This window comes from Dictyoglomus sp. GBS (assembly GCF_055179815.1).
Map to the genome: position 1 here is coordinate 1,841,348 of NZ_CM143687.1, position 12,879 is coordinate 1,854,226.

Consider the following 12,879-nt stretch of genomic DNA (forward strand, 5'->3'; position numbering starts at 1 on the left):
AGTAATTTATGAAATTTCCTTTATTACAACCTCTTTCATCTTTGGAGCAGAATAGTAATCACTAAAATCTACATAATCTCCTTCTTTAATATTTCTCTCAGCTTCTAATATTTTTTCTATGTTTGCTCCCACCAATGTATTCCATCCATATTTTACAGTCTCAATCCACTCAGTTTCATCCCTTAAAGTAATACAAGGTACTCTTAACCAAAATGCTTCTTTCTGTACTCCACCAGAATCTGTAAATATGGCAAAGGCATTCTTCTCCAAACTTATCATATCCAAGTATCCAACAGGATCTATTAATAAAATATTCTCATTATCTAAATACTTATCTAAATTAAACTCTTTAATTCTGCTTCTTGTTCTGGGATGAATAGGAAATACAACTTTTCTTCTAAATTGAGCTATAGCCAAAAGTATATTTTTTAATCTATCATAATTATCTGTGTTTTCAGCCCTATGAATGGTAAGAAGATAATATTCTTTAGGATTTAGCTTCAAGTTTTCTAATATTTTACTTTTTTCTTCACTTATTCTTGAAAAATACATAAGAGCATCAAACATTATATCTCCTACCAAATAAACTCCTTTTGTTATACCTTCTTTTTCCAAATTTTTTACTGCTGTCTCTGTAGGACAAAACAGTATATCAGAAAGATGGTCTGTCACAATTCTATTTATCTCCTCAGGCATCATTTTATTAAAACTTCTAAGTCCAGCCTCCACATGAGCTAATTTTATATGAAGTTTAGAAGAAGCTAAAGCACCTGCCAAAGTAGAATTTGTATCTCCATACACTATAACTAAATCTGGCTTTCTCTTCATAAGTACTTCTTCTATAGCTATTAACATTTTTCCTGTCTGCTCACCATGAGAACCTGATCCAATACCAAGATTGTAATCAGGCTCTGGAATTTCAAGTTCTTTAAAGAATATATCACTCATATTATCATCGTAATGCTGACCTGTATGTACAATTGTCTCTTTAAAACCTTCCTCTCTTAAGACTTTTGAAAGAGGAGCAAGTTTAATAAATTGTGGTCTTGCACCTACAATGGAGACTATATTAAGTCCCATCTAAATTCTCTTCCTTTCTTTATATAAACTTACCTCTTATCATAAAAGAAATATCATAATTTCTTTATAATCTATATAATCTATCAAATTTTCTATTTCAATTTCCTTTACAGGACACAAAAATTTATAAATCTAAATTATCATCAGACATAGCCAAAAATCATTACCACTAATAAAAAAATCTCTTTCTAACAGTCTCTAATCCTTATGTTTTGAAATGTATAATCTATGATACTCCACTTTCTTTTATGACTTTTTTTGTTAAATTCATATCCTTTTTATATGTGGGAATTAATCCTATAATTACCCTTTCAATTTCTTTCTTTTCCCTTTTCTTTGCAGATTCCAGTAGTTCTTGTAGTTTTCTATTAAAAGTATTCCTATCAATACCCATACTTGAAACTATCTTATATATCCTCGGATGAGAAGTTTTTTCAATTTTTTCTTCCTTTTCCCAAAGTTCTTCTTTTAATTTTTCTCCAGGTCTAAGTCCAATTATCTTTATTCCTATATCATCAACCGAATGCCCAGAAAGTTCAATAAAGTTTTTTGCGAGATCTAAAATCTTTACTGGCTTTCCCATATCAAGCACAAAAATATCTCCAGAAGTTCCTATACTTCCTGCCTGAAGCACAAGTCCTACAGCCTCCGGAATAGTCATAAAATATCTTTCCATCTCAGGATCTGTAATAGTAATAGGGCCACCACTTTCAAGTTGTTTCTTAAAAACCTCCAGTACACTTCCTCTACTTCCTAAAACATTCCCAAATCTTACCGCAATAAAACTGGTTTTTGAATGACTATTGTAAAATTTAACTAACATCTCTCCTATTCTTTTTGTAGCTCCCATAATGTTAGCAGGATACACCGCCTTATCAGTAGATATAAAGATGAATTTCTCTGCTCCTACATGTATACTTGCATCCATGACATTTATGGTACCAAATACATTATTAAATATCGCTTCATCAGGATTTTCCTCCATAAGAGGCACATGTTTATGGGCTGCTGAATGAAATATTATCTGAGGCCTCTCCTTTTCAAAGACATAAAAAATTCTATCTCTATCCTTTATATCTGCTATATATGATTTTAAAGAAAGATCTGGATAATATTTTTTTAATTCCATTTCTATATTAAAAATACTATTTTCTCCTCTTCCAAGAAGAATAAGTTTTTCTGGCTCATATTTTGCTACTTGCCTACATATCTCAGAACCTATGGAACCTCCTGCACCAGTTACAAGAATTTTCTTATTTTTTATATATTCCCTTATTTTCTCCGAATCTAAGTTTATTACATCCCTTTCAAGCAGGTCCTCAATTCTTACATTTCTTATCTTGTTAATACTTACTCTGCCATCTATAAGCTCCCAAATACCAGGAAGTGTCTTTACGGGAATTTTCAACTTAGAAGCCATACCAACTATATCCCTTATTAAAGATGAGGGGGCTGAAGGTATAGCAATGAGTACCTCATGCACAGAATTATTCTTTGCAATCTGATGCAGAGAGAATATAGGTCCTAAAACCTTTACTCCATGAATTATTTTTCCAATTTTATTCTTATCATCATCAAGAAAGCCAACAACGTTATAATTTAACTCCTTATGGGTTTTAATCTCCCTTAATATTTTCTCTCCCGCATCACCAGCCCCAATGATAATTACATTTTTGTAATGATTATTTAGAGGTTTCGGATGTTTAAAAGTTTCATAAAACCATCTTATAAAAGCCCTTAATGAAAAAAGCATTATAAGAGACAAAACATAGGAGATTACAAATATAGAACGAGGATAACCCTCTAATGGAAATATCATACCTAAAAGATAAAAATTAAGCTTTTCAAAAGTAAGTGCAAGGGTTAAATCCTTTAATGCGTCTAAACTAAAATATTCCCAAAGAGTTCTATATATTTTAAATACTAAGAAATAAAACATAAAAAATATGATAATTTCCCTTAAAAGAGCGTACATTATAATTGGGATATACTTTTGGGGAATTGAAAATTCAAATCTTAGAAAAAAAGCAAGAAATATAGAAATTATAAAAAAAAACCAGTCCAATAAGATACGTACCCAAGTTTTTTTAATTATTCTAACCAATTCAACCCCAACATATTTTATCTTTCTTAATCTACATTTTTTTGTTTATTATATCATAAAGAATGTAATTTAAAAGTGATTTTCGTCACTACTGACAATCTTCATAAATTTATTTTTAAATCATCTCATATTGCAAAAATTTTTCATTTGTGATAATATAAAATTGAAAATAATAATTATTTTAAAAAAGGAGGTGTAATTATGGAGAACCTTGAAAGAAAAGGGCTTCCACTTCTTGGTGAACCTTTCCCAGAAATGAAAGTTTTAACCACTCATGGTGAGAAAGTACTTCCTAATGACTATAAAGGTAAATGGTTTGTACTTTTTAGTCATCCTGCAGATTTTACTCCAGTATGTACAACTGAGTTTGTGGCTTTTCAAAAAAGATATGAAAAATTTAGAGCTCTCAATACAGAATTAATAGGTTTAAGTATTGACCAAGTCTTCAGTCACATAAAATGGGTTGAATGGATAAAAGAAAAGTTAGGCGTTGATATTGAATTCCCAATTATTGCAGATGATACAGGAAAGGTGGCAGAAAAGCTTGGTTTAATCCATCCAGGAAAAGGAACAAACACTGTAAGAGCTGTATTTGTCGTTGATGATAAGGGAATAATTAGATTAATACTTTACTATCCACAAGAAGTAGGAAGAAATATGGACGAGATTTTAAGAGCAGTAGAAGCATTACAGGTATCTGACAAATATGGAGTAGCCATGCCCGCTCACTGGCCAGATAGTGAAGTTGTTGGTAAAGACCATGTAATAATTCCTCCTGCAAAGGATGTAAAAACAGCCAATGAAAGACTTGAATCTGCTAAAAAAGGAGAAATTGAATGCTTTGATTGGTGGCTCTGCCATAAGAAATTAACAAGATAATAAAAAATAATAGTAGAAATTTAAATAAGGTATCCCCTAAACAGGGGATACCTTATTTTTTGATTCCTTTATACATTTTATTGAAATTAAAGTGGAAAACAAAGAAACAAAGGTTAGAAAACGATACATACCTTTCAATCCAGAAATATCAGCTACAAATCCTGAGATTATAGGTCCAATTGTTGAAGATAAGGACATACCCATACTTAATAAACCTTGAGCAGTAGCCCTTTCTTCTGGATTAACTAAATCATTCATATAAACAACAGGGATAGTACCTATAACAGCAAAGGTTAAAGAGTGTAATAATTGAATTAAGATTATATGCCACGGATTAGTAGTTAATGTATAAAGAAAGATCCTTATAGGAAGAACAATAGAGGTAAATACTAATAAAGGTTTTCTTCCTACCTTATCAGATAAACGTCCCCAGATAAGCATAAAAGGAATTTCGGAAAAGGAGCTTGCTGAATAAGCAAAACTTATATGTTTACTTTCACCCCCTAAGGATCGAATTAAAAGATTCACATTAGAAGATGCTCCAAGAAGAGCTACGTAGTAAATAATGTAAAATAAAAGAAAATTTCTAACATCAGATCTTAAAATTAATCTCTTTATATTCCTAAAGTCAACCTTAGATACACTAATCTTAGAAGAAGGTTCTTTCACAATAAGAGTTATTGTTAAGCCTAACATATATATTAAACCAATCATAACAAACATAATCTTAGGCTCTACCAGTTTAGGATAAAAACCTGTAACAAGCATAAGTAATAAAAAACCTATACTTCCCCATATTCTTATAGAGGCATAATGGGTACCAGTATTTTCGGATATAGCATAGTCCATAACAAGTACATTAGCCATAGTAGTTATAGTACTTACAAAAACCCCTAAAAGAAAATAAACAAATATAAAAGTCCAAAAACTATTCAATTTAGGAAAAACAAGAGAGTAAAGAATAATAAGCATAATAAAGCTTAAAATAATAAATGGCTTTCTCTTCCCTATCTTATCTGATAAATAACCTATATATACCTGAAAAATAGTCCCAGAAAGCGATGAGATAGCAGATAAAAGCCCTATCATTCCAATAGAAAAACCTTTTATTTCTCTTAAATAAACAGGTACAAAGGAGAAGATAAATACCCAAGCAGAAAAGTATATAAAAAAGAATACTTTTAATAAAAAAATCTCTTTTTTCATAAGTTTTATTTTACATTTATGATAAACTATAAACAAGACCATCAAATCCACAAATATACCTTTTAGGAGGTGTCCATCATGAGAGATCGCTTAGAAAGGATAATAAAATACATGAATGATGCATTCCAAAAAGACAAAGGATTATGGTCTCACTCTGTAATGGATGTTCTTGAAAATGCCACTTCAAAAGAGGCAGTTTTTAAAAAGGAAAATACCCATAGTATTTGGGAGATAACAAATCATTTAATTTTTGGGAAAGAATATCTCTTAAGTATCCTTGAAGGAAAAGATCTTCCTTCCGAAGATGACTTTAAAACTCCCACTGATACCTCTGAAGAGGCTTGGAAAAATACAGTTAAAAGACTTGAAGACGCACATAATAAGCTTATAGAAATATTAAAAACCAAGAATGATGATGACCTTGATAAAAATATTGGAGAATATGGTACATTAGAAGACAATCTATATGGTATAATAAGTCATGACTGTTATCATGCTGGGCAGATAGTTTTTATTCTACAACTTATGGGAATTGAGTTATAGATGTTAACAAATTTTTAAAATAATTAATATAACTTTAACCCTTTTTGGTTGACACCATATTAAATATTTGATACCTTATTTAACGAAAGTTGATGTTATTAAAAAAGTTTAGGAATAAAAAGTAAGGTTAGTAAGTCTAAAAAAGTAAAAAGAGTAAGTTAGAGAAGACACCTCCCCCTCTCACCCCCTCCCCCTGAGTCCCCCCTCTCAGGGGGTTTATTTTTTTATGAGACAATTTCACTATTTCTTTCCTCCCAATAATTAAATTGGGACATAAACATATGATAATAAATTCCTTTCTTTTTCATAAGTTCCTCATGATTGCCTATCTCTAAAATCCTTCCGTTTTCAATAACTATAATTTTGTCAACATTTTGCACAGTAGATAGTCTATGAGCAATAATAATAGAAGTTCTTCCCTTAAGAAGGATCTCAATTCCCATTTGAAGTAATCTCTCAGTATAGGTATCTACACTCGCTGTTGCCTCATCAAGTATTATAATTTTAGGATTTGCAATAAGAGTTCTTGCTAAAGAAATTATTTGTCTTTGTCCTAAAGAAAGCCTCATACCTCGCTCATTAATGTTTGTATCATAACCCTTCTCCATATTAGAGATAAAATCATGGGCATAAACCTTCTTTGCTGTCTCAACTACTTCATCATAAGTAGCATCAAGTCTTCCATATTTTATATTTTCAAGAATAGTACCCGAGAATAAAAATGTATCCTGAAACATTACTGCGATCTGTTTTCTTAAGCTCTCTAATTTAATCTTTTTAATATTTATCCCATCAATAAGAATCTCTCCTTCTTGTGGATCATAAAATCTACATAACAGATTAACAATAGTACTTTTACCTGCACCTGTATGTCCAACAAGAGCCACTTTCTCCCCAGGTTTTATTTTAAAACTTACATTATCCAAAACCTTTCTCTTTCCATCATAAGAAAAGGAGACATTTCTAAATTCTATTTCTCCCTTTATATCAATATCTATTGCATCTTCTTCCTCTTTTATATTGGGCTCTATATCCATTATTTCAAATATTCTCTCCGCACTTGCCATGCCTATAACAAAATTGTTATATAAATTAGAAAGGTTCATTATAGGTCTCCAAAACATGCCTATATAGCTTGTAAATGCAATAAGAAGGCCTACAGAAATATCACCTGAATTTATCATCTTTACTCCAAAATAGAAGGTTATAACAGTACCTATTCCCCAAGAAAACTCCACCATAGGCCAGAATAAATCATTTATTCTCACAGCTCTAACAAAAGCCTGCCTTACATCCCACGCAAGCTCTGAGAATATATTTGCTCTATATTTTTCTGCTGTAAAATATTTAACAACTCTTATTCCAGAAAAGTTTTCATGAGTAAAAGCATTAAGGGTAGATCCCTTTTTCCTTACTACTTGCCATCTTTTTCTGCTTATGGTTTGTATTGAAAAAAGAACTATAAACAAAAGAGGCAGCATAGACATAGCGTATAAAGCAAGTTTTGAATTAAGATAAAACATTATTAACAAAGTAGCAATTATAGTAACAGAATCAGGTATAAGATTTGTAATACTCATATTAAAAAGATTTGCTAAAGAGTTTACGTCACTTATTATTCTTGACAAAATTTTTCCCACTGGTCTTTCATCAAAAAAGGTAAAAGAAAGCTGTTGAATATGATTATATAAATCTTGCCTAATATTTAATAATATTCCATGGGTAATCTTTGACATTCTTTGAGTTCTTTTCTTAGCAGATATCATAGATATGAGATTTAAGACAATCATTAAAATGCCAACAAGAATTAATCCATTACTATCCTTATCTTTAATAAATCTATCAATAGCAAATTTTATAAAATAGGGATTTAGTAAATCGACCACCATAACTACAAAAATGAAAAATAATACTATAAAGACTTCTCTCTTATATGGCTTCAAATATTTAAAAAGCCTCTTAAGTATGTCTATACTTACCTTCTCTTCTAACTTTTCGTCTTCTCTTAATGCATAAGGCATTTAAACTAATTCCCCCTCAATAAAGGCAAATTTTCCGTACTGCTCTTGATAAATCTCATAATACCTACCCTTTTTTCTTAAAAGTTCCTCATGTTTTCCTCTTTCTATAATCTCTCCCTTATCAAGTACTATTATTTCATCAGCATTTTTTATTGCAGAAATCCTATGAGCAATAATAATTTTTGTTACTCCCTTATATTTCTCCAAAGATTTTTGAATATAAAGCTCTGTCTCCAAATCAAGAGCAGAAGTAGGATCATCAAGAATCAAAATCTTAGCAGATCTTACCAATGCACGAGCAATAGTTAGCCTTTGTTTCTGACCTCCAGAAAGGCCAAGACCTCTTTCTCCTATAACAGTATCAAGCTTTTCTGGTAGCCTCATTACAAAGTGATAGGATCTTGTATCCTTTAAAGCTTGTATTATTCTTTCATCATCTATATCCTTCCCAAGTTTTATATTCTCCCTTACTGTATCAGAGAAAAGAAATATATCTTGAGGAACATATGAAAGATGTTCTCTCAAAAATTTTAAATCAATTCTTCTTATATCAATACCATCTATTAATATCTCACCTTCCCAAGGCTCATAAAATCTTCCTAATAAGTTCACTAAAGTGGTCTTCCCAGAACCTGTGAGCCCAATAATACCAAGAGTTTCCTCAGGTTTTAGATGGAAACTAATTTTCTTTAACACATACTCATCTTTATATTTAAAAGATACATTCTTAAACTCTATTTCTCCCTTTATATCCCTAATATCTACTTTCTCAGTTATGTAAGGTCTTTCCGATCTCTCTTTAAATAACTTATCTATCTTCTTTAAGGAAGCCAAACACTGAGCTAACATATTAACAATCCAACCCCCTAATCTCACAGGCCATACAATCATAGAAACATACCATGAATAAGAAACTAACGTACCAATAGACATCTTTTCTGCAATTACTAAAAGTCCACCAATAGTAATAGATAAAGCTATTGAAAAATTAGTTAAAAATTCCATCCAAGGAAAATACTTTGCAAAAATATTTGCCTGTTTTACATTTAACTCATAATTTCTCATATTCTCTTTAAAAAACTTCTCTATCTCATATTTCTCTCTACCAAAGGATTTTACAACTCTTATTCCAGCTATATCTTCTTGAGCAGTAGTATTCATTCTAACCCCTTGATCTGATATCTCTCCATATACCTCATCATTTTCTTTTTCAAGTCTATAAGCTGTATAGCCGATAAAGGGAATTACGAGAAGTACTATTAAAGTTAATCTGAATTCAATAGAGAAAAGGATTATACTGGCGATAATAAAATAAAAAAGCTGTTCTATAAAAAAGACCAACCCAAAACCAAAAGTAAACCAAATATTTTCAATATCTTCTCTGATTCGGGACATAAGCTCACCAGTATTTATGCCATCAAAAAAAGAAAAAGGCAAAGTTTGAAGATGTTCGAAAAGATCCTTTCTCAGCTCATAAGCAAGTCTTGATCCACCTAAATCCATAAAATATTCTTTAAAGTATCCAAGAAATACTCTGGAAATTGTTATCAAAGTTAAGAATAGAAGTAATCGAGATAAAGGAGTTATATCTTTCCCTATAATTACTTTATCAACAAGCACTCCAACAATTTTAGGATTAAACATATCAAGAGATAAAGCCAAAATAGCGCAGAAAATAGCCGATAAAAAAAAGTGCAAGTTATTCTTTATATATTTCTTTAATCTCATCATATTAAATTACACCTTTATGAAATTTTATTTTTTTCAGTTACTTAGTAAGACAAGTTTATATTATATATTCCCTCATACAAAAATAAAACCCCTTTCGCCTTATTCATGACGAAAGGGGGAATTAGAAAAATAAGATTTTTACTAAGGTTATTTATTTAACAACATTAAGATTCAAGTCTATTACAGTGTCATTGTCATCAGGGGGAAGATCAGAAAAATAAGAAATCAAAATTTTTCCTATTAAGATTTCATTATCATCCTCAGAATGTGCTAAATTATCAAAGAATTCTAATACTAATTTACTAATTTTCTCGTCTCCTTTGTAATGAGAGATAATAGCATCAGGCAAAATATCAATGATCTTGGAATTTGGAGCTATATCCGAGGGTAAATCAATAGATAAAAGATTATTGGCCTTTAACATTGCCTCTACCCTTGATAAACCTTTCTTCATTAAATAACCCGCAAAATATTGTGGGATAATATTTTTTATCCCTGTCTTTAAAAAGTCATAAGCATAGTCTTGAAAAGAAATACCTTTTATATCGAAATCAATCTTTTCTACCTTTTTATTACCGACAATTAGTTTGTTATCCTCTGTTAATGTTATCATTCTGTAAGGACAAGGATATGTAACAAGAGAACCTGTCTCTATATCCAAGAGAAAATTACCATTTTGAAAATCCTTTCTCACTATATCTTGGGCATGGAAATGGCCAGTAAATATCACATTTAGTCCTTTTTCTGCAAATAATTTAGCTACTTCCTCATAATTATTTATAATATATTCAGGAAATAACATCTTTTGACCTTCGAAGTGTTCTAAAATACCATGATGCATCATTCCAAAAACAATTTTGTTTTCCTTTTTAGCAATTTCAACTTGTTTTAAAATCCAGTCTAAAGTCTCTTTCGATATTTCACCCTCTGTTTTTGAATATGGATTATATTTACATGCATCTATAGCGATTATCCTTACATCTTTTATAGGTTCAACTACATAACTTAAAGAATTATTATCCACAGCTATTGCCTCTTTATATCCAAATTCCCAGTAAATTTTCTTAAACTCTTCTGGTGTCACACTTTTTACAGCTTCTACCTTATCCCCATCATACTTGTAAGCATGATTATTATTTATATCATGATTACCATTTATAACATAAACTTTTTTACCGTTATCTTTTAGTTCCTTTAAATAACCGGCAAATTCAAGATGAGATATCTCTTCCCCATCTTTTGTCAAATCTCCTGGAATCAAAACAATATCCACATCACTACTTTTAAGATCTTCTATTACCGCCTTTAAAATAGCAGGACTTTCTAAGATCATCTTTCTATCCCTCATAATATATTCTTCAAATTTAGGACCTCTTTTAATTAACAAGTTAGGGCTGAAGTAATGAGGATCAGAAAATATTGCTATTTTTGCTTTTACCTTTTCCATATTTGCCATTGCAGGATTTAAAAAATTAAATAAAGATAGAAGTAAAAAAACTAAAAGTAAACTCCCCATTACTAATACTACTGTTATACTTTTTTTCTTAAACATTAACTTACCCCCTTTTTAAAATTTTTTCATTTTCAAATATAAGGGAAGTACATTAAACATGGGTTTAAATACTCTTAAGAATTTATTGGAAGAGTTCAAAGATTTTTTAAAGAGGGAGATTATTTAATTCCCAAAATTCCTGATACTAATTTTAAACCTTTATCAATTAGACTCCAAATTTTTCTTGCCTCATCAATTTTCCATCTTTTTCCTAAATATAGATATAACATCACAACAATACCTATAGCAGAAAATAAATTAAAAGCAAGATAGATTTGTTTTGATGGTAAAACACAATCTAAAAATTTATAGATAAAAAACGCAAGCATACCTATAAGAGCTCCAGAAATCATAAATTTTATAATATCTCTTTTGGTCTCTTTTGAAAGAACTTCTCCTATTTTTAATCTAAAGGATCTGTAAAGCAGTACAAAAGAAATAAAAGAAGCTAAAGAAGTAGCAAGAGCAAGACCTCTATGGGCAAGAGGTTTAATAAATATAGTGTTTAATGCTATATTTGAAAGGAGAGCTAAAATAGAGTTAATAGTAGGTGTTTTTGTATCATGAAGGGCATAAAATCCTCTCACCATAATTAAATTAATACTCATAAATACTAATCCAATAGAATAGAAGGTTAATGATTCTGATGTCCTTTGGGTAGCAATAGCATCAAAAGCTCCTCTTTGAAAAGCAAGCTGGACTATAGGGGTTGAAAGAAATATGAGTCCAAAAGTGGCTGGAATAATAAAAAATAACAGTGCTCTTATGATTTTTTCTATAGATAGTTTGAATTTTTCTAAATTATCATTTTGAGCACTAAAAGCAAGGTCAGTATATATGGCTGTAGCGAGGGCATTTACAAATAAATTCATAGGAAGTTGATAAATTCTACTTGCATAATTCAAGGCTGATATACTACCTTCAGAGAGATAAGATCCAAAAATTCTATCCACTGCCATATTTAAGATTCCTACACTTTGTCCCAAGAATATAGGCCCTATAAGGATAAGCGCTTTTTTTAGACCCTCATATTTTAGATTAAACTCCCATCTTAAATTTACCCCAATTCTTTTAAGAGCTGGAATAAGAAGAATATATTGGACAAATACATTAGCAAGATAGCCCCATGGAAGTATGTAAGCCCCAAATATTTTATGAAATAAAAATATAGATATAATGAAAATAACACTTCCAAGTAGTCCTGCAAGATTTGGAATAAAAAAACTTTTTTGAGAATTATAAAGTCCAGTAATTAAACCATAAGTGCCCCAAAATATGATAGAAGGAAGCATAATATAGGTAAAACTTAAAGTAAGATTTCTTGTTTCTTGATTAAATCCTGGAGCCAAAATATTAACTATAAAGGGAGCTAAGAAGTACGCAAGAAGTGTAGTACCAATAAGGATTATCAATATGTCAGTAAGAAGAATAGAAGTAAACCTTTCTGCTTCTTCTTTTCCTTTCTTTTCTCTCCATTCAGCATAAAGAGGTATAAATACTGCTGATAATGCTCCTGAAATAAGTCCCGCAAGAACTCCAGGTATAGCTTGTGCCACTATAAAACTATCAGTAAATTTTTTTGCTCCAAAAAAGGCAGCAATCATCATTTCCCTTAAAAAGCCTATTATCCTAGTAATAGTTGCAAGGATTGTAATCAAGATTGCTGCCTGAGTGACGTTTTGTCTAAATATTAAATTTTTAAACTTTTTCTTTAAACCACTATCCATAAACAGATGTAATTATACATCAAAAATAGAGAATTT

At 30.5% G+C, this 12,879-nt stretch carries 9 protein-coding genes; 2 read left to right on the forward strand and 7 right to left on the reverse strand.

Annotation, left to right across the window (positions count from 1 at the left end; genetic code table 11):
• Nucleotides 1-6: 6 nt before the first annotated feature.
• Both wecB and ACY3IT_RS09190 read right to left on the reverse strand, forming a co-directional pair.
• Complete coding sequence (gene wecB, locus ACY3IT_RS09185; protein ID WP_463082642.1) at nucleotides 7-1,080, reverse strand: non-hydrolyzing UDP-N-acetylglucosamine 2-epimerase; 1,074 nt, start codon at nucleotides 1,078-1,080, stop codon at nucleotides 7-9.
• 226 nt (nucleotides 1,081-1,306) lie between these two features.
• On the reverse strand, nucleotides 1,307-3,019 hold the full coding sequence (locus ACY3IT_RS09190) for a polysaccharide biosynthesis protein (protein ID WP_463082643.1): 1,713 nt from the start codon (nucleotides 3,017-3,019) through the stop codon (nucleotides 1,307-1,309).
• A gap of 366 nt (nucleotides 3,020-3,385) precedes the next feature.
• Here ACY3IT_RS09190 and ACY3IT_RS09195 point away from each other — a divergent pair, with 366 nt between their 5' ends.
• Nucleotides 3,386-4,063, forward strand: coding sequence for a peroxiredoxin (locus ACY3IT_RS09195; RefSeq protein ID WP_463082645.1), 678 nt, complete (start codon nucleotides 3,386-3,388; stop codon nucleotides 4,061-4,063).
• A 36-nt stretch (nucleotides 4,064-4,099) separates the two neighbouring features.
• Here ACY3IT_RS09195 and ACY3IT_RS09200 read toward each other — a convergent pair whose 3' ends face one another.
• Nucleotides 4,100-5,269: an MFS transporter gene (locus ACY3IT_RS09200; protein WP_463082646.1), complete on the reverse strand. Its 1,170-nt coding sequence runs from the start codon at nucleotides 5,267-5,269 to the stop codon at nucleotides 4,100-4,102.
• Between the two features lie 78 nt (nucleotides 5,270-5,347).
• On the opposite strand from ACY3IT_RS09200, the gene ACY3IT_RS09205 reads away from it, so the two are divergent.
• Nucleotides 5,348-5,812, forward strand: a complete 465-nt coding sequence (locus ACY3IT_RS09205) for a DinB family protein (RefSeq protein WP_463082647.1) — start codon at nucleotides 5,348-5,350, stop codon at nucleotides 5,810-5,812.
• Between the two features lie 224 nt (nucleotides 5,813-6,036).
• Here ACY3IT_RS09205 and ACY3IT_RS09210 read toward each other — a convergent pair whose 3' ends face one another.
• The 4 genes from ACY3IT_RS09210 to murJ form a co-directional block, all read right to left on the reverse strand.
• Nucleotides 6,037-7,833 carry an ABC transporter ATP-binding protein gene (locus tag ACY3IT_RS09210; protein ID WP_463082648.1) on the reverse strand — a complete coding sequence of 599 codons (1,797 nt, stop codon included), beginning with the start codon at nucleotides 7,831-7,833 and terminating at the stop codon, nucleotides 6,037-6,039.
• Nucleotides 7,834-9,564: an ABC transporter ATP-binding protein gene (locus ACY3IT_RS09215; protein WP_463082649.1), complete on the reverse strand. Its 1,731-nt coding sequence runs from the start codon at nucleotides 9,562-9,564 to the stop codon at nucleotides 7,834-7,836. It abuts the gene before it with no gap.
• A gap of 151 nt (nucleotides 9,565-9,715) precedes the next feature.
• Nucleotides 9,716-11,116, reverse strand: coding sequence for a metallophosphoesterase family protein (locus ACY3IT_RS09220; RefSeq protein WP_463082650.1), 1,401 nt, complete (start codon nucleotides 11,114-11,116; stop codon nucleotides 9,716-9,718).
• 119 nt (nucleotides 11,117-11,235) lie between these two features.
• Entirely contained in the window at nucleotides 11,236-12,843 is a 1,608-nt protein-coding gene (gene murJ / locus ACY3IT_RS09225) for a murein biosynthesis integral membrane protein MurJ (RefSeq protein WP_463082651.1), read from the reverse strand.
• Nucleotides 12,844-12,879: the final 36 nt, after the last annotated feature.